Source organism: Nocardia sp. XZ_19_369 (genome assembly GCF_015355715.1).
Lineage (GTDB): Bacteria > Actinomycetota > Actinomycetes > Mycobacteriales > Mycobacteriaceae > Nocardia.
In genome coordinates this window covers 75,372-94,399 of the sequence record NZ_JACVED010000006.1, presented here as the reverse complement: position 1 = coordinate 94,399, position 19,028 = coordinate 75,372, and the positions used below count along the sequence as shown (strand labels likewise).

Genomic DNA, 19,028 nt, shown 5'->3' with positions numbered 1-19,028 from the left:
CCCTGATACACCCTCGCGGTGGAACGGGTGAATAGCTGGTGGCGGGAATGTGTCGGGAGTCACGTAACGGTTGCGTAACGGTGCGATTCCGACCATGGTGGATAACTAGTCAGACGCTGATCAGCTGGCCCGAAGGGGTCGTGGCAGCGCGAGTCGCGCCGTCCCCGGTGGGGCTCGATGGCTACTGATCGAGCGTCCAGTCGACGTTTACCGAACGGTCGGTTCGGGTACTCGAAATGTCGGCAAGGTGGCTCGAACAGCGGAATGTCGCGTTGGTCTGGGGATGCGAATTTCCGCACAGGCCGACGCGTGTCCGCGTGTCTGCAAAGGGATAGGTATTTGAGCGAGCGTAGCGAGCGAACAATAGGCGCAGCCGCCATCGCGGTCACGGCGGAGCCGAGCGTCAGCGAGGCGCAGTCGTGAGCGCGAACCTGATGATCGTTGAAGACGACGATAGGGTCCGTGGGGCGCTTCGGCTCGCCATGGAGGACGAGGGCTACGACGTCGAAGAGGCCGAAGAGGCCGAGGACGCGCTCACCCATCTGCGCAGCAACGGTGTGCCCGATGTCATGATCGTCGACCTGATGCTCGGCGGCATGGACGGTTTCGACTGCATCCGCGAGATCAGACGCGAGCACGACGTACCGATCATCGTGGTCAGCGCCCGCGACGATACCCACGATGTGGTGGCCGCACTGGAGGCCGGTGCCGACGATTTCGTCACGAAACCTTTTGAGATCAAAGAGATCACCGCGCGCATGCGTGCGGTCCGCCGCCGGGCCCGGCCCACCGTCGAGCGCGACGCACCACAGGAGATGGTGCTCGACGCCGACCCCGACGCCCCGCTGGTGCTCGCGCAGGACGGCGGCGTGGTCCGCCGCGGCGACGAGGAGATCCGGTTGACGCTCACCGAGTTCCGGCTGCTGTGCGAGCTGGCCGAGGCGCCGGGCCGGGTGCTGAGCCGCACCGTATTGCTCGAACGAGTCTGGGACCAAGGATTTTTCGGCGACGAGCGGATCGTCGACGTGCACATGCGCAGGCTGCGCACCAAGATCGAGAAGGACCCGTCCGATCCGCGCATCGTGGTGACCGTACGCGGGCTCGGCTACCGCCTCGATGTCCAGCGCTGAGCGCTGGTTCGATCCGAAACGCTGGAGTCTGCGCGGCCGGGTGACGGCCATGTTCGCGGCGATCACCGCGCTCATGTCGCTGGTGCTGGTCGTGTCGGTGTTCACCATCAGCCGCAGCTATCTGCAGCACGCGCAGGCCGGCGTCACCGACCTGGAGTCGAATCTGGATCTGCTGCGCAATGTGCTGATCGGCTGTGCCGTGGTGGTGACACTGATCGGCGCGGCCGTCGGCTGGTGGGCGAGCAGGCGGGTGCTGACGCCGCTGCACGAGCTGGCGGGCACGGCGGCCAGGATCGCCTCCGGTGATCTGGATCTGCGCCTGTCCACCACCCGCGACCAGGATCTGGCCATCACGGTGGAGTCGTTCAACAGCATGGTCGACTCGCTGCAGCGGCGGATCGAGCGCGAGCATCGGCTGTTCGGCGATGTCAGCCACGAGCTGCGCACGCCGCTGACCACCCTGACGGCCAGTGTCGACGTGCTCAACCGGCATCGCACGGATCTGCCGGAACGGTCGCAGCGGGCGCTCGGCCTGGTGAGCGACGAGGTCGATCATCTGCGGCGGCTGCTGGACGATCTGCTGGCCTTGGCGCGGGTCGAGGCGGGCATGCATCGCGGCGATATGGAGCCGCTGTCGGTGCGCGATCTGCTGACGCACACGCTGGCCGAGCGGCGGTATCCGCCGGAACTGCTGACGATCGACGAGGACGTCGTGGTGCGCGGCCGCAAGCTCGAGCTGGAGCGGGCGGTCGGCAATCTCCTGCGCAATGCGGATCTGCACGGCGGTGGCGTCGTCGCGGTCCGCGCCGATCGCACGGGCCGGGACGCGGTGATCGTGGTGGACGACGCGGGGCCCGGGGTGCCGTCGCCGGACCGGGTGCGCATCTTCGAACGTTTCGCGACCGCGCGCAGCGGACGCCGCTCGGCGACCGGTACCGGCATCGGGCTCGCGCTGGTGTCCGAGACCGTCACCAAGCACGGTGGCCAGGTCGAATGCACCGATCGGCCGGGCGGCGGCGCCCGGTTCGTCGTCACCGTGCCGGGGATCGACGCAATCGAGTCGTAACACAACCGTAATGAAGTCGACCAGGCCACCTCAAAGTTGGTTCGTAAGCCTGGATAAGTACTGCGGACCCGACCAGGGAGTTGTATGACACTGCCAACGTTGAACACCGCGGAGCTCGAACGCATCCGTGTCGAACAGGCTGCGGCCGCGCTCGGCTCCGCACCGGCGCGCAAGCAGACCGGGCCCGCCGTGGTGCTGCGCGCGCCGCGCGTCGCCGACGGCGCCCAGCTGTGGCGGATCGCGAAGGATTCGGAAGTGCTCGACACCAATTCGAGCTACGCCTACGTGCTGTGGTGTCGCGACTTCGCGACCACCTCGGTCGTCGCCGAGGTGAACGGCCGCGTCGTCGGCTTCGTGATCGGCTACGTCCGGCCGCAGGCGCCGGACACGGTGTTCGTCTGGCAGGTGGCCGTCGACCGCGCCCAGCAGGGCAAGGGGACCGGCGCGCAACTCCTGCATGCCTTGCTCAACAATGTTGCCGTCCAGGGAGTTTCGAAGCTGGAAACCACCATCTCACCGGACAACGCCGCATCGATCGCCCTGTTCACCTCGGTGGCACGGCGCCGCGACGCCCGAATCACCAAGCGCCCCTTGTTCGACGCGGGTGTCTTCCCGGACAGCCACGCGCCCGAGGATCTCTATCTCATCGCACCGACCGCTCGCACAACGCAGGAGGACCACCGATGATCAACGCTGACACGAGCATTTTCGAAAGTCTGGAATCCAATGTCCGCGGCTACTGCCGCAACTGGCCGACCGTGTTCACCAAGGCCAAGGGCAGCTGGTTACGCGACGAAGACGGCAACGACTATCTCGACTTCTTCGCGGGCGCGGGCGCGCTGAACTACGGCCACAACAACGACGTGCTCAAGCAGCCGCTGCTGGACTACATCGCCGGCGACGGCATCACGCACGGCCTCGACATGTCCACCTCGGCCAAGCGGGACCTGCTGGTCACCCTGCGCGACACCGTCTTCGCGCCCCGTGGCCTGGACTACAAGGTGCAGTTCCCCGGCCCGACGGGCGCCAACGCCGTCGAGGCCGCGCTCAAGCTCGCGCGCAAGATCACCGGCCGCGAGACGATCGTCAGCTTCACCAACGCCTTCCACGGCATGACCTTGGGCGCGCTGTCGGTCACCGGCAACGCCGCCAAGCGCGCGGGTGCCGGTGTGCCGCTGGTGCACGCGGCGCACATGCCCTACGACGGCTACTTCGACGGCACCACCGCCGACTTCCAGTGGATGGAAAAGGTTCTGGACGATACCTCGTCCGGCTTCGACCGTCCCGCCGCGGTGATCGTCGAGACCGTGCAGGGCGAGGGCGGCGTCAATGTCGCACGCGCCGAATGGCTTCGGCACCTGGCCGGGCTGTGCGCGGCCCGCGAGATCCTGCTGATCGTCGACGACGTGCAGATGGGCTGCGGCCGCACCGGCCCGTTCTTCTCCTTCGAGCTGGCCGGGATCACCCCGGACATCGTCACGCTGTCCAAGTCGATCGGCGGCTACGGCCTGCCGATGGCGCTGGTGCTGTTCAAGTCCGAGCTCGACCAGTGGTCGCCGGGCGAGCACAACGGCACCTTCCGCGGCAACAACCCGGCGTTCGTCACGGCGGGAGTCGCGTTGCGGCACTACTGGTCCGACGGCACGCTGCAGGCCTCGACGCTGGCCAAGGGCGAGCGGGTGGCCCGGGCGCTGACCGAGCTGGCCGACAATGTGCCCGGCCTGTCGACGCGCGGTCGCGGCCTGGTGCACGGCGTGGTGTTCGACGACGCCTCGCAGGCGAGCAAGGTCTGCCAGGTCGCCTTCGAGCGCGGCCTGCTGGTGGAGACCTCGGGTTCCACCGACGAGGTGGTGAAGTTGTTGCCGCCGTTGACGATTACCGACCAGGAGCTCGACCACGGCCTCGGCATCCTGACCGGCGCCGTGGACACCGTCTGCAGTGGCATGGGGGCGATCGCATGATCGTGCGCAGCACCGCGGAGATCACCGGCACCGATCGCGACGTGGCGGGGGAGGGCTGGCGCAGCAAGCGCATCATCCTCGGCGGCGACGGCGTCGGGTTCTCCTTCCACGAGACCACCATCGACGCGGGCACCACGCACGAGTTCCACTACCGCTACCACGTGGAAGCGGTGTGGCTGATCGAGGGCACCGGCACGCTCACCGACCTCGACAACAACGTGACGTATGTGCTCGAGCCCGGCTCGATGTACCTGCTCGACGAGCACGAACGGCACCGGCTCGAGGCGACGACGAAGATGCGCATGATGTGCGTGTTCAATCCTCCGGTCACCGGGCAGGAGGTCCACGACAGTACCGGCGCTTACCCGCTGGTGGCCGCGACGATCGGGGGATAGGCAGTAATGGTATTGCAGCACACTGAAACTCGGCCCGTGATCGACCGAGTCGATCGGTACCCGACTCGGCTGAGCACGCCCGCCACCCATCTGGATCGCAAGGATCCGACCGTGTGGGGCCGGGTCGAGAGCCCGGAGCTGGCGAACTTCGACGCCGACGGTTTCGCCAGCATCGACGAACTGCTCACGCCCACCGAGGTGGCCGACTTCAGCGCCGAGATCGGCCGTCTCGCAGGCGATCCGGCGTTGCGCGGCGACGAGCGGGTGATCGTGGAGAAGTCGTCGAACCGGGTTCGGTCGGTCTTCGAGGTGCACCGCCTCAGTGCGGCGATCGCCGACCTGGCGCGCGAGTCCCGGGTCGCCGGATTGGCCAGGCAGATCCTCGGTTCCGAGGTCTACATCCACCAAAGCCGGGTCAACTACATGCCCGGTTTCCGCGGTGCGGGCTTCTACTGGCACTCGGACTTCGAGACCTGGCACGCGGAGGACGGCATGCCCGTGCCGCGGGCGGTGAGCCTGTCCATCGCGCTGACCGACAACTATCCGATCAACGGCAGCCTGATGGTGATGCCCGGTTCGCACCGGACGTTCGTGCCCTGTCTGGGCAGCACGCCCGCCGAGCACTACCGGGAGTCGTTGCAGGAGCAGGAGATCGGGGTGCCCGCGCAGTCCGACATCACCACGCTGGCGAACACCTACGGCATCAGCCAGTTCACCGGCCGGGCCGGGTCCGCGCTGCTGTTCGACTCGAACCTGATGCACGGCTCGTCGAACAACATCACGCCGTTCCCGCGGTCGAACATCTTCCTGGTGTTCAACAGCGTGGAGAACACGCTGGTAGAACCGTTCGCGGCACCGGCGCCCCGGCCGGGCTACATCGGCAGTCGCGACTTCACGCCGTTGCCCGCCTGATTCGTCGCCGGAAGGCGCCCTTCGGTCCTCCTTGCCGGACCGGAGGGCGCTTTCGCGTCGGTGGTGGGCTTCGCCGAAGTGCACCTTCGGCCGAGGCCGGCGCTCGCCGCGCGCCCCGCACCTATCGGCGGTACGATCCTGTCGGCCATCCGCTGCTGCCGTCTACGCAGCCGGATTCGGACCCTATCCCCGGCGAGCCCCGCCAACTGTTCTTCTGGCGTGTGCAATGTCCTGGACAACACGACAGTGTTGGCGTTCGCCACAAGATCACTCAGCGCCCCGAAGCCGCGTCAGCGGGGCAGCGGTCCGCGCATATCGCCGTGCGCCTTTGCGCGCGTGGCCTTCTCGGTGCGATGCCCGATCGTGGCTGGTCCGGAAGCGTTTTCGCGCTCTTTGTGCAGAGTGCCGTCACCTATTGGCATCTCACACAAAAATGGGCGCTCGACCAGTTTTGTGGCAAATCCGAAGCAATCGACGAAGCACTTGACCTAATTGTTACCGCTGGGTACAACTACGTGACCATGCCGACGCATACCGCTCGGTCGGCCCATGAAGAAATGCAACGCAGTTGGTAACGGACGTCATCACTATCGATGCGGAGTTCTCGGCCGCACGCAAAGCCATGTGGGACTTTTTCATGGACCCGCAGACCTACACCCGGATGTTCCTGGGAATCGGAGATTGCGATCGCGCGGAAACCTCGGACTCGCACCCCGTTCTGCTGATCCGGGCCTGGCACGACGGCACCGAACTCGCCGTGCCCGCCGTACGGATGGTGATCGGCAAAGAGCTGGAAACCTTCGAGCTACAGTGCCCCGGCCTGGGCAGTTTCGCCGCGATCCGACTACGCGGCGAGCAGGAGCAGACCAGGGTCACCATCACCTACTTCGGCGCCGGCCGGATCCATCCGTGGATCGCCGCGCAGGACAACGCCGACGTGATCGCCTGGACCATGGCCGGGCTCGACCGGATCACCGACGCCATCCTCGGCACGCCGACGTCGGTGCTGGTCAACGGTGAGGAGTCGGCGGCGAAACAGCAGGTCGGCACGCTGAAGCAGATGGTGTCGACCGGTGTCGTGCGCACCTATCGGCCCGACCGCGCGCTCAAGCAGGTGGGCGGGCTGGCCAAATGGGGATTCACCCTGGCGGGCGGTTACGCGGCCGCCGCCGGGCACTCGCCGCATCGCCTTGCCGTCGTGGATGATGTGTCCGCTTACACGTTCGGTCAAATGCACGCGCGCACGCACAAACTCGCCTCGGCGCTGACCATGCTCGGCATCGGCGCGCGCGACAAAGTAGGGCTACTGTCCCGCAATCGCGTGGCAATGGTCGAATGCATGGTCGCCACCGGCAAACTCGGTGTGGACACGGTGCTGCTGAACACCGGACTGTCGGCCCGGCAGATCGAGGATGTCGCCGACCGGCACGGGCTGTCCGCGATCTTCCTGGACGACGAGTACGACGCGCTCACCAGGTACGTGGCGGCCGGCGTGCCGCGGTTCGCCACCGGCCAGCGCAGCGCGTTCGAGCGCTACACGGTCGACGATCTGATCGCCCTCGACGCACCGACCTTCGCGCGGCCGCCGCATCCCGGCCGGCTGATCGTGCTCACCTCCGGCACCAGCGGCACACCCAAGAGCGCACAACGCCCGCAGCCCAAGGGTTTCGGCACCGTTGCGGCGCTGCTGTCGCGGATTCCGATGCGGATGGACGAGACCATGCTCATCCCCGCGCCGCTGTTCCACACCTGGGGGTTGGCGGCCTTGCAGATCAGTACCCCGATCCGCGCGACCGTGGTGCTGCCGGAGCGGTTCGACGCCGAGGACTGCCTGCGACTGATCCAGGAGCACCGGGTCACCGCGCTCATCGTGGTGCCGGTGATGGTGAACCGAATCCTGGATCTGCCCGCGCACATTCGGGATCGATACGACACCTCCAGCCTGCGGGTCGTCGCGAGTTGTGGTGCGCCCCTTGCCGGTCCGACCGTGCTGAAGTTCATGGACACCTTCGGCGACGTGCTCTACAACGTCTACGGCTCGACCGAGGTGTCCTGGGCGACCATCGCCGATCCGGCGGATCTGCGCGCGGCGCCGACCACCGCGGGGCGCCCGCCGCTCGGCACGAAACTCGCTGTGCTGGACAAGGATCTGCGTCCGGTGCCGCGCGGCGTGACCGGCCGCATCTTCGTGCTCAACCACATGCTGTTCGACGGCTACACCGATGCCACACCGCCCACCGAGTGGGGCGGCCTGCTCGACACCGGCGACCTCGGTTACCTCGACGCCGACGGGCTGTTGTTCGTGGCGGGCCGGGACGACGAGATGATCATCTCCGGTGGCGAGAACGTCTTCCCGCGGCCGGTCGAGGAGGCGCTGTCGCATCTGCCGCAGGTGAGCGAGGTGGCGGTGGTCGGCGTGCCGGACAAGGAGTACGGCCAGCGGCTCGCCGCGTTCGTGGTGACGCGGGAGGGTTTCGGGCTGGACCGCGACATGGTCCGCAACTACATACGTCATCGGCTCAGCCGATTCTCCGTGCCGCGCGACGTGACCTTCCTGGAGGCGCTGCCGCGCAACGCGACCGGAAAGATCCTGAAGCGCACGCTGATTCAGCCGAGCTGAGCGTGTGCCCAGCCCGGCTGACGGCGTCAGCTCAACCGGCGAATCACGTCGGGGGTGAGCTCGGCGATCGCCGGATACCCGTCGACCGCCATCAGCAGGTCCGCCTCGGCGAGCAGGGCGCGCAGCACGTGCACGATGCCCTGGACTCCACCCAGTGCCAGCCCGTAGCAGTACGGGCGGCCGATGCCGACTGCGGTCGCACCGAGCGCCAGCGCCTTGACAATGTCGCTGCCGGAACGGATTCCGGAGTCGAACAGCACGGGCAGGCCGTCGGCGGCGGCCACCACCTCGGGCAGGTGCTCGATCGCCGGGATGCCGCCGTTCGCCTGCCTGCCACCGTGATTGGAGCAGTAGAGGCCGTCCACGCCCGCGTCTTTGGCGCGGCGGGCATCGTCGGGGTGGCAGATTCCCTTGAGCACCAACGGAAGATCGGTCAGCGAACGCAGCCAGGCCAGGTCGCCCCAGGTGATCGGATTGCCGAACTGCGAAACCCAGGTCAGCGTCGCGGTTTTCGGGTCTTCCTCGGGAGTTTTCGCGAGCATGCCGCGAAACACCGGGTCGCTGAAGTAGTTCGCCAGGCAGTGGCTGCGCAGCTGCGGGAAGTTCGAGGTGCTCAGGTCGCGGGGCCGCCAGCCGGGCACCCACGTATCCAGGGTCACCACAATGGCTTTGAAGCCCGCGGCTTCCGCGCGGCTCACCAGGCTCTGCGCCAGGTCGCGGTCGTTCGGGGTATAGAGCTGGAACATGCCGGGGGTGTCGCCGAATTCGGCGGCCACGTCTTCGAGTGGATCGACCGTCAGGGTGGAGGCCACCATCGGGACGCCGGTGCGCGCCGCGGCCTTGGCGGTCGCCAGGTCGCCGTGGCCGTCCTGCGCGCAGAGGCCGATCACGCCGACCGGGGCCATGAAGATCGGGGACGGCAGCTTCATCCCGAACAGGTCGACCGAGAGGTCGCGGTCCCTGGTCGCGCGGAGCATGCGGGGGATCAGGCCGAGTTTCTCGAAGGCGGTCGCATTGGTGCGCTGGGTGAGCTCGTCGCCCGCGCCGCCGGCCACGTAGGACCAGATTCCCGGCGGCAGCGCGGCCTGTGCCCGCGCTTCGAGGTCCGCGTAGGTCATCGGCAGGTCGGGCAGGACACCGCCGAGGCCCTGGAAGTAGATCTCGTACTGGTAGTCACCGAAGTTGCCGGTCACGGCACTCCCTTCCTCGTTTGATACATAAATGTATCCGATACATTTGTGTAGCGGAACGCTTATCCGGTCAATGTCCGGAAGAGAATCAGCCAGCGGTCGGGATCGACCAGCCCGACCGGTGTGTCCTGCGGCAGGTCCGCCGCGGCGCAGGCCGACCGGACCGCCCGCGTCGGGAACTGCGTGCGCAACGAGGTCGCCAGCGAGCCGCCCACCCCCGAGAAACCCAGTTCGACCATCCGCCGGTACTCGGCGCGCGCCGAGCTCGGCAGCAGCGGGCGCGGTCTGCGACGCAGGTGCAGGACCGCGGTGTCGACGCTCGGTACCGGATGGAAGCTGTGCCGTCCGATGCGCGCGCCCAATTCCATTGCGACGGTGGGCCAATGGGTGACCGTGAGTTTGGTCCATCGGCCGTAGTCGCCGGAATGCTTACGGGCGAACTCACATTGGGTGAGCAGGGTGGCCGAGGTGAGCCGCCGGGCGGCCAGGCACCAGCGCACCACGTCGGTGGTGACCGCGAAGGGCACATTGGCGACCACCGCGAACGGCTCGTCCGGTGCGTCCACTGCACGGAAATCGGTGTGGAACAGCCTTATTCGATCGTCGGCGGCGTAGCGCCTGCGCAGCCGCTCAGCGTAGTAGGCGTCCTTCTCGTAGGCGCGAATCCGGCCTGCCGTGCCGAGCAGCTGCCTGGTCAGCATGCCGTCGCCGGGACCGATCTCCAGCACGAGATCGGTGTCGGTGACGCCGGACAAGCGCACGATCAACCGGGCGGCCCCGGCGTCGACGAGGAAGTTCTGGGACAAATGTTTACGGGTGCCGGCCCGGGAATCGCGGGCGCGCGGCAGCGAACGATGACGGGACATGGGTATCCTCCGAACGGAGTGGTCGAATCAGAAAAAGTGATTCGCCTGGACCCATGCCAGAGCACAGAAAATCCGACGGTCATCGACCGCCGGCGCACATCCCGATCAGAACAGCCGGGACAACGGAGCACAACGGTGCACTGGCAGAGCCCAGGCCTCCGTGCGCAGCCGGATGTAGTACGCGCTGATCGCGTACCCGCCGTTCATCGCCGAACCGTTCATGGCCGCAAGATATCGCACCCCCGCGCCGACCCGCGACCGATTTTTCGCCCGCGGGTTCGCGCGGGTTACGCCGTTTCGAGCAAGCTCCGTCGCAGGGCCGCGATCACGTCGTCGTCGACGCCGAGCCGCTCCGTCGTATAGCCGCGCACCGAACCGTATTCGGCGACCAATGCCGCCAGGAACAACCGCATCACCTCGGCGGGTGCCCGCCCGTATCCCGGCCAGGTCAGCTCCTTGTCGGGATACGCCGCCCGCCAGTCCGCGATGAGACGGTCGGTAGCCAGCTCGGTCCGGGCGAAGTCCTCGATGATCCGCTCATCGGACACGCCCAGTAGATTCAGGACAAGAGCCGCGAGCAACCCGGTGCGGTCCTTGCCGGACGCGCAGTGGAAGACCGCCGGGCCGTCCGCGTTCGCAAGCACCTCGATGGCCTGGTGCAGTTCCTCGACACCGTCCGCGGCGACCTCCAGGAACCGCTCGGCGAGGTACGGTCCCACCTCGATGTCCGGACCGAGCGCCGCCTGATTGTACGGGCGATGCTCAATGCTGAGATTGTGGTAGACGAGCGACTCATGCTGCGGGACTCGGCCTTTCGCATCGATCTCCCAGGGGTAACGCAGGTCGATGACGGTCGTGATGCCCAGCTCGAGGAAGCGCTCCCAGTCCTGGTCGCGCAGCTTGCTCAGCGAGTCGGCGCGAAACAGCCGTCCCCAGCGCACGATCTGCCCGTTCGCGGTCGGGTAGCCGCCCAGATCGCGGAAGTTGTGTAGCCGTTCGAAGTCGATGTGTCTGTTCACTCGAGGAACTCTATGTTCGCCGCCCACAACGACCTTCGCGGATATTCGGTAGGCAGGAAGGGCGGACCATAGGGCACACTATGATCATGAACCTGCGTTCGGTAGGCGACCTGGTCGAGGCGACAGCCGCGGGCGAGAAGGTGGACTATCTGCTGTTCTGGGGGCATCAGCCGGAGCGCAGCGGCCGGATCGGGCCGAGCTGTTTGAGTCAGTGGTGGCCTGCGTCTTTCGTGCTGGACGGGGCGGAGTTCCGGTCGGCGGAGCACTACATGATGTGGGGTAAGGCGCGGCTGTTCGGCGATATGGACAACGCCGAGCGGGTATTGGCGGCGCCGACGCCGAAGGAGGCCAAAGCGCTCGGGCGGGAGGTCCGCGGCTTCGACGGGGGCGTGTGGAGCGCGCACCGGTACGAGATCGTGGTGCGCGGGAACGTGGCGAAGTTCGGGCAGCACGCGGAACTGGCGGAGTACCTGCTCGGGACGGGGGACCGGGTACTGGTGGAAGCCAGTCCGGTGGACCGGATCTGGGGGATCGGGCTCGCCGCCGACGATCCCCGCGCCGAGGATCCCGCGCAGTGGCCAGGGTTGAACCTGCTCGGCTTCGCGCTGATGGACGCGCGCGCGGCACTGCGTGGCGGTCAGCCGACGGACTGATCGGCGTTGGCGACGCGCTCCTCGTCCGCGCGGGCCCGCCAGACGCGGGCCTCGGCGTAGTCGCCTTGCCGGTCCAGGAGTTCGGCGAGGCCGGCCATGGCGCGCGGTTCGCGACGTTCGGCGGCAGCGTGCCACCAGCGTTGCGCGTCGTCCAAGTCGCCGCGGCGGAAGTGGACCACGCCCAGGTCGTAGGCGGCGCCCGCGTGGCCGGCGTCGGCGGCTTGCATCCACAGCCCGCAGGCCTGGTCTTCCTCACCGCGGCTGTACATGGCGACGCCGAGGTCGTAGAGGGCGGTCCGGTAGCCCGCGCCTGTGTCCGGTGCCGGGGACTCGTCGGCCGGTGGTTTGGACCGCATGGGGCGGGTGGGGGCCGATTGGACGCCGGGGCCGTACTGGGCGTCCGAGCCGAGCGGTGGTGTCGGAGTGGGCTGAGTATCGGCGTGCGGGTTCGGCGGCGGCTGTGCCACACCGGAATACGCGGGACTCGGCCGCGAGGGGTTCGCCGCGAATCCGCCGCCTGGGTTGTGGGTCGCCGGGTGCGTGGTCGGTGGGTGGTTGCTGGCTGGGAATCCGCCGCCTGGGTTGTGTGTGGCTGATTGCTTGGCAGGCGGGTGGTTGTTGGCTGCGAATCCGTCGCCTGGGTTGTGCGTGCCTGGTTGGTTGGTCGGCGGGCGGTTGTTCGTTGCGAAATCACCGCCGGGGTTGTGCTGAGCCGCGGGCATGGTCGGCGGGTGCGCCGTCGCTGGCTGCGTGGCCGCCGGCGCTGTGGTCCCAGGGGGCATGGCCGCAGGCTGGGTGGCCGCTGGGTGAGCGTTCGCGGTGAAGTCGCTGCCCGGGTTGTGTGGGCCCGGTTGTGTGGTCGGTGGGTTGCTGTTTGTCGCGAAGCCGCTGTCGGGGTTGTCTGGGGCCGGTTGTGTGGCGGGCGAGTTGGTGTCCGCGGCGAAGTCGCTGCCAGGGTTGTGTTGAGCCGGCTGTGTGGTCGGCCGGTGGCTGTTCGGTGCGACACCGCCGCCCAGGTTGTGCTCGGCAGGCGGGTTGGTGGTCGCAGCGAATCCGTCGCTCGCGTTGTATTGGGCCGACTGTGTGGTCGGCGGCGCTGTGCTCGCCGGGTGCGTAGCCGCAGGCTGGGCGAAGCTGCTGCCGGGGTTGTGTTGAGCTGGCTGCGTGGTCGGCGGGTTGGTGTGTGCCGCGAAGCCGTCGTCGGGGTGGTGTGGGGCCCATTGTGTGGCTGGCGGGGGGTTGTTCGCGGCGAAGCTGCTGCCCGGGTTGTGCTGGGCCGGTTGCGTGGCAGGCGGATTGGTGTTCGGGGCGAAGCTGCTACGCGGGTTGTCTTGGGCCGGTTGCGTAGCCGGCGGATTGGTGTTCGCGGTGAAGCTGCCGCGGGGGTTGTGTTGGGCTGGTTGCGTGGCCGGCGGGTGGTTGTTCGCCGCGAAGTCGCTGCCCGGGTTGTGTGGGGCTGGCTGTGTGGCTGTTGGGTTGGTGTGTGCCGCGAAGCCGTCGTCGGGGTGGTGTGGGGCTGGTTGCGTGGCCGGCGGGTGGTTGTTCGCCGCGAAGTCGCTGCCCGGGTTGTGCTGGGCTGGTTGCGTAGTCGGCGGATTGGTGTTCGCGGCGAAGCTGCTGCCGGGGCTGTGTGGGGCTGGCTGTGTGGTCGGCGGGTTGGTGTTCGCCGGGATAACCCCACCGGGGTTGTGCTGCGGCGAGTGCATGTTCTGCTGTGCAGCCGAGGGGTGCGTGCCGGTCGAAGTCGGCGGTAGGTTCGGCGGGCGCAGCGGATGGGTGGGTTGGGCGTCCACTGCGGGTTCTGGGCCAGCTGGGGCGGTTTGCACTTCGACCGGGGCGGTCTGTACCTCGACGACGAGGTTGGCGAAATTGGCGGGTCCCTCGCCGATGCTGCACCACAGCACCACGCGCCCGTCCGGGGTGTTCTCCACGACGATGCCGTAGTTGCCGACCCAGGACTTCTGTTCGCCGAATCCGTCCACCCAGACGGGTGTCAGCGTCACCAGCGTGCCGGGGGCGGTGCCGATGATGTCGAAGCTGATGCCGCCGACGAGGGCATCGGACCAGACATCGACCCCGTTGAGGCGGCGCCCGTTCAGGCCGACATAGCCGTCGACGACCGACAGCCCCATGCCGAGGCCGCGCAGCCCGGCCGGTGGCGCGGCGGACAGCAGCGTCACGGTGACTGCCGTCGGATCCGGCCCGACCTGCTCGGTGTACATCGGATAGACCTTGCTGCCACGCAAGACGATCGGTTCCGCGCTCTGGTATCGGGCGGCGAGCGGCCGATCATCGGGCGAATTCCGAGCGGCCCATGACGAATACGGCTCGTTCACGTGATGCCCGCCTTTCCGCCGAATGCGTCGTGCCGTCCCTGCGCTGTGCGGCGGGATATACCGTACTCGCCGAAGCCGGGAATGGCGCAGCAATCATGCGGCCCCTTGACGCGCCCGCGGCGGTGCTCAGGCGGAGCGGGCGACGATGCGTTCCAGCGCGGCGAGGTCCTGCTCCAGCATGCGGAACAGCCAGTACACGCCGATGAAGGCGAGGGCGCTGCCCACGCACAGCACCCGCAGCGCCACGATGACCGCCGGAATGTCCTCGGCCGGAATGAATGTGGCGCCCGCGACACCGAGCAGTGGAACGGCGGCGGCGATGGCGAGGAAGTAGGTGCTGCGGCGGTCGAGTCGGCGTAGCGCGCGTGCGTCCTGCGCGCCGAGTCCGCCATGACGCAGGAACATCGGGTACAGCGAGCGCACCGCGTAGAAGTTCACCATGAAGTACGGATACGCCATGGCGATGGCGCCGCACACGATCTGCGTGATGAAGAAGTGCAGGTACGACTCGGGCGTGATGTGGTTACCGGAGACCTGCACGGACACCGGCACCGCGACGCCCGCGATGACCCACAGCGCGAAGCAGGTCAGCACGTTTCGCTTGCCCAGTTGCAAGGTGTCGCCGCGTGCGCGGGCGAGGGTCGGCGCGTCGTAGGACTTTCCCTTGCGCAGTCCGCGCGAAATCGACCACAGGTTCGCGAGCAGCACGTTGGTGACCACGAAGCCGATCAGGAAGCACAGTCCGTAGGTGGTCACCGCGATCTGGTCGAAGCGATGCTGGGCTTGCTCGTCCAGCTTGCTGATGATGAGTGTCCGGTTGTGGTTGTAGCTGTACCAGATCGCGAGCGCGTTCGGCACGGCGATGGCGAGCGCCATGATCGGGTGCATCAGCTTGCGTGCCCGCAATCGCCAACTGGCGGGCGGCGGGTCGACGAGATCGCGGGCTCGGGCGTCGAGGCAGACCTCCAACTGCTGGGCCATGTCCGCCCCGCACGGCCACCGGTTGTCCGGCTCCGGATCGAGCGCGCGTACCAACGCGCGCTCCAGCGCCGCCGGGCAATCCGGCGGAAGGTCCTGGTAGGGAAGCGCTTTCGGACTGCCGGAGCGACGCTCCAGCATGCCGTCCAGCGCCGTGCGATCGCCGCCGGTCACCGAGTCGTCGTCGAAAGGCTTTCGGCCGGTGAGCAATTCCCACAGCACCACGGCGAGCGCGTACAGATCGCTGCGGGTGTCGAGATCCTCGGCTGTGCCCGGGCGGTCCGGGTGTACCGCCGCAAGCTGTTCGGGCGACATATAGGCGAGCGAGCCACCGAAGTAGGCGACCGGGCTGTCACCCGAAACATTGCCGCTGAAGCTGATATTGAAGTCGGCGAGCTTGGGAATGCCGTCCGCGGTGAGCAATACGTTCGCCGGTTTGATATCGCGGTGCAGCACACCGGCATTGCCCGCGTAATCGAGCGCCTCGGCCAGCCGCCGCCCCAGCCAGGCAATGGTTTCCGGCCAGGACAGCTGGGCCAGTCGTGCCCGCAGCGGCGATTCGCTCGGCCTGATCTCGCCCTTGCCCGCCAGCACCGAGTCGATGACGTCGAGCAGCAGCCGCCCGTCCCGGTGTTCCGGCGGCGTCACCCGAACCCGCTCCAGCACGGTGAACAGGGTGCCGCCCGGCACGTACTGCATGTACAGCAGCCGCAGCTTGCGGTGCTCCAGCACGCGCTGATCGAAGACCCGGACGATGTAGTCGTAATCCAGTTGCGCCAGCGTCTGCGGCTCGGTGCCCTTGTCGCGGAAGATCTTCACGGCGACCAGCCGCTGCATCGACCGCTGGCGCGCCAGGAATACTCGCGCGAAGGCCCCGCGGCCGAGGCCGGTCATCAGGTCGAAGTCGTCGATCTGCTGACCGGCGTCGAGGTCGTCGAGGTTCACCGGCTCGGCGGCCGACATCATCGTGCTGTGGTAGTCGTCGGTCGCCAGCATTTCCGAAAGTTGTTCGGCCTGTTCGGGATACGCCGCGGTGTACTCCGCGACCTGCACCGCGGTGCCTGCCCGCCGCCGGACGTGGAACTCCTCGTAGATGAGATCCGGTGGCAGCGGCCAGGTCCGCAGTTCCGGTAGATCCTCGACGTAGTCGGCCAGGCGTTTCGGCGCCGCGCCGCGTCCCCACCGATTGGCCAGATCGACCTTGATCAACTCGATCAACGACACCCGCCGGATACCGGGGGAGTCGGGGAGGTAGGCCCGCAGATCCGGCGGCTCGTCGCCGGCTCGCCACGCCTCGGTGAACTGCGCCACCACCTCCGCGACACCATTCCCGCGCGAGTTCGCGGGCGAACGGTCCGATGCGACCGTCGCCCCCGGAATCGGCGGGGCGGGGTGCGCCATCTGCGCATCGTATCCCCGTCGACGCGCGGAAGCCGGATGTTCGCCGGGTCGGTGGTCAGCCGTCGGCCTGGATCTGAGGGAAGGCCCAGCGGGCGTAGGTGTTCTCGGGTCGGACGGTGATAACGTCGCAGATCTCGACCAGTGGTTCGGCGGTGCCGTCCAGGTGCTCGAGGGTCGGTGTTATCAGCGCTTCGGCATCGTGGCGCCGAACGATGTCGCCGAGCTGACCGAGGCGGTCGGCGGTGTCCGCGCCGAAGACCACGTTCTCGATGAGTTCGTATCCGAGTCTTTTGGCGAGACTTCGGATTTGAGTCTCGTCCCAGGTTTGCTGCGCACCCGAGATATCGTGCCGCACGTAACCGATTGCGGCTGGTTGTGTCGTCATCACCACCCTCCTTGTCGTGGATGCCACCCCTGGCGCCGTGGATGGCCTCATCTGTAAGCCCCGAGCTTCCTCAAACTTAACCGCTGTTCGGTAGGGGCGGTAGGGCTCGGCAAACGATTGGGGAACTTTGTGGCCCAAGTTCCAGGCGGGAACATTCATATGATGCCGTCGGTCGCCATGATGTATTGCCTGGGAGCAGGATTCGTCGTTGTTTCAGCAACCGTCAAGCATCGATATCTACCTGAAAATGACATCGGTAGGCAGATCCAAATCCGGCGTGAGCAACATGGAGAGTTCCTGGATTTGCGCCGGAGTGTCGATCTGCCGGTGTCGAGAGGGCGTCGGCATCAGCCAGCTCGATTTATCTGTAACCGACGGTTACAGATACTTTGAGGAGGGATTCGGTGGGTATGGCGGAGAGTTCACGCGGACCGACCGCACATGATGCTACCTGCTGCGGTGATCTGGCGCTACAGGGACCCCGGCAAGCGCCGGCCAATTGGTGAAATATGGCCGGTGGTGCCGAGGGGCGAACCTCGGCATCACCGGCGCAGGCGCTCATCCGCAGTGTCCTGGTTGCGGTATCGGATCAGACGCCGACCAGTTCTTCCATCTCTTCCTCGGCTTCCCGATCATCATGCGGCGCAGCATGTTTCGGCCCGGCCGTGGTCTGCCGCTTCTCATAACTCCCCGCGACGATCATCAGCAACACGCCGGCGACGAGCCACAGGACCAGTGTGGTGATGTTGCCGCCGAACCCGGCTCCGCCGTCGAAATACAACAGATTGCGGGCACCCTCGACGAAACCGGCACCGTTCCAGAACGCATGCAGCGCGCCGAAGAACCCGTTCTGCAGCTCGGGGCTGTAGATACCGCCGGAGGTGGTGAAGTTCAGCATCACGAACAGCACCATCAGCACGAGCGTGGTCCAGTGCTTCAGGAAGGTGTGCAAACCGAGTCCGACCAGGATGACGCCCGCCGAATACAACCAGCACATCGCCCAGATCGCCGCGTAATCGTGGTCCACGACATGGAAGATGGGTGCGGCGACGGCGATGCCGATAAGGCTGACGAGCAGCGAGGTGAGCAGTGCGATCGCCGCACGAGCCCTGATCGGCAGCGCTCCGCCCGCGGCGCCGAGCACCGCGACGCAGCCGTAGGCGCCCACGCTCAAGGCCACGAGCAGGAAGAAGATGCCCTGACCGGTCGGGTCGCCCTCGGCGGTCGGCGCGACGTCGGTGATCTTCAGCGGCACGCCCTGCTGTGCGGCGACCTGCTGGAACACCTTCTCCACGGCCATCGCGGTGGTGTCGGAACCGGCCGTGGCCACCATCAATTCGGGATGCTGGGCATCCGGAAGATAAGCGCCGGCCAGCGAGCGGTCGAGCAGCCGAGAATTCGCCTCCTCACGGCTGGGCAGGGTGACGACCTCGAGCTTGTCGCCCGCCTTGTCCTTCAGGGTCTGCGCGAGCACCTTCACCTCCGGCGACGTGCCGACAACGGCCACCTCCAGATGATTCGGCTCGGGCTGGTGGAACGCGCCCAGGTAGGCCAGCGCCATGCCGAAGCACATCAGCAGCGGGGTGAGCAGATGGACGGCGAGGTGCCGGAGTTGCTGTGACTTCACGAATCGACTCCCAATGGTTGGTAAATACAACTATGCAATGGTTGTACTCTACAACCATGCAACGAGAGTCCTCCCGCACGGAGGCCATCCGGACCATTCAGCGCGAGATCACCGCCTTCGCGCGGCGGGCCCGCGGGCGGGCGGCGGAGTTGCACCCGAACCTGACGCTGGTCGCGTCGAGCATCCTCGATCTGGTCATCGAACGCGACGGCTGCCAGGCCGCCGATGTGGCGGACTACTACCTGCTCGACAAGTCAACGGTCAGTAGGCAACTCGCGACGCTGGAACGCGACGGCTATCTCGTCAAAGAGGTCGATCCGAACAATCGGCGCAATCACCTGCTACGTCCGACGGCGGCTGGCAGACGGGTGGCCGAGGAGGCCGAGCGCAGGCGCGAGGCCGCGTTCGCCGAACGGCTCGCCGCGTGGGACGACGCCGACGTGGCCCGGCTGGCCGAGTACCTGGCCCGGTACAACGAGCCAGGGTAGG

At 67.2% G+C, this 19,028-nt stretch carries 16 protein-coding genes; 9 read left to right on the top strand and 7 right to left on the bottom strand.

Annotated elements, in window-relative coordinates:
* Window positions 1-419: 419 nt before the first annotated feature.
* The 7 genes from IBX18_RS22580 to IBX18_RS22550 all read left to right on the top strand — a co-directional run bounded on the left by IBX18_RS22580 (window position 420) and on the right by IBX18_RS22550 (window position 8,084).
* A complete protein-coding gene (locus IBX18_RS22580; protein WP_194835578.1) occupies window positions 420-1,130 on the top strand; it encodes a response regulator transcription factor in 711 nt (236 codons plus the stop codon).
* On the top strand, window positions 1,117-2,196 hold the full coding sequence (locus tag IBX18_RS22575; RefSeq protein ID WP_194835577.1) for a HAMP domain-containing sensor histidine kinase: 1,080 nt from the start codon (window positions 1,117-1,119) through the stop codon (window positions 2,194-2,196). Before IBX18_RS22580 ends, IBX18_RS22575 begins: the two co-directional genes overlap by 14 nt.
* Window positions 2,197-2,280: 84 nt before the next feature.
* On the top strand, window positions 2,281-2,883 hold the full coding sequence (ectA, locus tag IBX18_RS22570) for a diaminobutyrate acetyltransferase (protein ID WP_194835576.1): 603 nt from the start codon (window positions 2,281-2,283) through the stop codon (window positions 2,881-2,883).
* Entirely contained in the window at window positions 2,880-4,157 is a 1,278-nt protein-coding gene (gene ectB / locus IBX18_RS22565; RefSeq protein ID WP_194835575.1) for a diaminobutyrate--2-oxoglutarate transaminase, read from the top strand. Before ectA ends, ectB begins: the two co-directional genes overlap by 4 nt.
* Entirely contained in the window at window positions 4,154-4,552 is a 399-nt protein-coding gene (locus tag IBX18_RS22560; RefSeq protein ID WP_107657592.1) for an ectoine synthase, read from the top strand. Before ectB ends, IBX18_RS22560 begins: the two co-directional genes overlap by 4 nt.
* 6 nt (window positions 4,553-4,558) lie before the next feature.
* Window positions 4,559-5,464, top strand: a complete 906-nt coding sequence (gene thpD, locus IBX18_RS22555; protein WP_107657591.1) for an ectoine hydroxylase — start codon at window positions 4,559-4,561, stop codon at window positions 5,462-5,464.
* Between the two features lie 568 nt (window positions 5,465-6,032).
* Entirely contained in the window at window positions 6,033-8,084 is a 2,052-nt protein-coding gene (locus IBX18_RS22550; protein ID WP_373889218.1) for an AMP-binding protein, read from the top strand.
* 26 nt (window positions 8,085-8,110) lie between these two features.
* On the opposite strand, the gene IBX18_RS22545 is transcribed toward IBX18_RS22550, so the two are convergent.
* The 3 genes from IBX18_RS22545 to IBX18_RS22535 form a co-directional block, all read right to left on the bottom strand.
* Entirely contained in the window at window positions 8,111-9,277 is a 1,167-nt protein-coding gene (locus IBX18_RS22545; RefSeq protein WP_194835574.1) for a lactate 2-monooxygenase, read from the bottom strand.
* Between the two features lie 59 nt (window positions 9,278-9,336).
* Entirely contained in the window at window positions 9,337-10,140 is an 804-nt protein-coding gene (gene erm / locus IBX18_RS22540) for a 23S ribosomal RNA methyltransferase Erm (RefSeq protein WP_194835573.1), read from the bottom strand.
* A 287-nt stretch (window positions 10,141-10,427) separates the two neighbouring features.
* On the bottom strand, window positions 10,428-11,159 hold the full coding sequence (locus IBX18_RS22535) for a tyrosine-protein phosphatase (protein ID WP_194835572.1): 732 nt from the start codon (window positions 11,157-11,159) through the stop codon (window positions 10,428-10,430).
* A gap of 86 nt (window positions 11,160-11,245) precedes the next feature.
* Between IBX18_RS22535 and IBX18_RS22530 the strand changes: the two genes are divergently transcribed.
* Window positions 11,246-11,812 (top strand): NADAR family protein, encoded by a 567-nt coding sequence (locus tag IBX18_RS22530; RefSeq protein ID WP_194835571.1) that lies wholly within the window; start codon window positions 11,246-11,248, stop codon window positions 11,810-11,812.
* On the opposite strand, the gene IBX18_RS43140 is transcribed toward IBX18_RS22530, so the two are convergent.
* The 4 genes from IBX18_RS43140 to IBX18_RS22510 form a co-directional block, all read right to left on the bottom strand.
* Window positions 11,797-14,148 (bottom strand): tetratricopeptide repeat protein, encoded by a 2,352-nt coding sequence (locus IBX18_RS43140; protein WP_194835570.1) that lies wholly within the window; start codon window positions 14,146-14,148, stop codon window positions 11,797-11,799. The two genes, IBX18_RS22530 and IBX18_RS43140, sit on opposite strands and share 16 nt — an antisense overlap.
* A gap of 126 nt (window positions 14,149-14,274) precedes the next feature.
* On the bottom strand, window positions 14,275-16,527 hold the full coding sequence (locus tag IBX18_RS22520; RefSeq protein WP_194835569.1) for a serine/threonine-protein kinase: 2,253 nt from the start codon (window positions 16,525-16,527) through the stop codon (window positions 14,275-14,277).
* Window positions 16,528-16,582: 55 nt separating this feature from the next.
* Window positions 16,583-16,912: a hypothetical protein gene (locus IBX18_RS22515; protein ID WP_194835568.1), complete on the bottom strand. Its 330-nt coding sequence runs from the start codon at window positions 16,910-16,912 to the stop codon at window positions 16,583-16,585.
* A 589-nt stretch (window positions 16,913-17,501) separates the two neighbouring features.
* On the bottom strand, window positions 17,502-18,539 hold the full coding sequence (locus tag IBX18_RS22510; protein WP_306796362.1) for a hypothetical protein: 1,038 nt from the start codon (window positions 18,537-18,539) through the stop codon (window positions 17,502-17,504).
* Window positions 18,540-18,595: 56 nt separating this feature from the next.
* On the opposite strand from IBX18_RS22510, the gene IBX18_RS22505 reads away from it, so the two are divergent.
* Window positions 18,596-19,027 (top strand): MarR family winged helix-turn-helix transcriptional regulator, encoded by a 432-nt coding sequence (locus IBX18_RS22505; RefSeq protein WP_194835567.1) that lies wholly within the window; start codon window positions 18,596-18,598, stop codon window positions 19,025-19,027.
* Window position 19,028 lies beyond the last annotated feature (1 nt).

What these genes read in the sequence shown, in the direction of transcription:
- IBX18_RS22530 (WP_194835571.1), top strand. Translation starts at nt 11,246, where the DNA reads ATGAACCTGCGTTCGGTAGGCGACCTGGTCGAGGCGACAGCCGCGGGC.
- IBX18_RS22515 (WP_194835568.1), bottom strand. Translation starts at nt 16,912, where the DNA reads ATGACGACACAACCAGCCGCAATCGGTTACGTGCGGCACGATATCTCG.
- IBX18_RS22575 (WP_194835577.1), top strand. Translation starts at nt 1,117, where the DNA reads ATGTCCAGCGCTGAGCGCTGGTTCGATCCGAAACGCTGGAGTCTGCGC.
- thpD (WP_107657591.1), top strand. Translation starts at nt 4,559, where the DNA reads ATGGTATTGCAGCACACTGAAACTCGGCCCGTGATCGACCGAGTCGAT.
- IBX18_RS22560 (WP_107657592.1), top strand. Translation starts at nt 4,154, where the DNA reads ATGATCGTGCGCAGCACCGCGGAGATCACCGGCACCGATCGCGACGTG.
- ectA (WP_194835576.1), top strand. Translation starts at nt 2,281, where the DNA reads ATGACACTGCCAACGTTGAACACCGCGGAGCTCGAACGCATCCGTGTC.
- IBX18_RS22520 (WP_194835569.1), bottom strand. Translation starts at nt 16,527, where the DNA reads ATGGCGCACCCCGCCCCGCCGATTCCGGGGGCGACGGTCGCATCGGAC.
- IBX18_RS22505 (WP_194835567.1), top strand. Translation starts at nt 18,596, where the DNA reads ATGCAACGAGAGTCCTCCCGCACGGAGGCCATCCGGACCATTCAGCGC.
- ectB (WP_194835575.1), top strand. Translation starts at nt 2,880, where the DNA reads ATGATCAACGCTGACACGAGCATTTTCGAAAGTCTGGAATCCAATGTC.
- erm (WP_194835573.1), bottom strand. Translation starts at nt 10,140, where the DNA reads ATGTCCCGTCATCGTTCGCTGCCGCGCGCCCGCGATTCCCGGGCCGGC.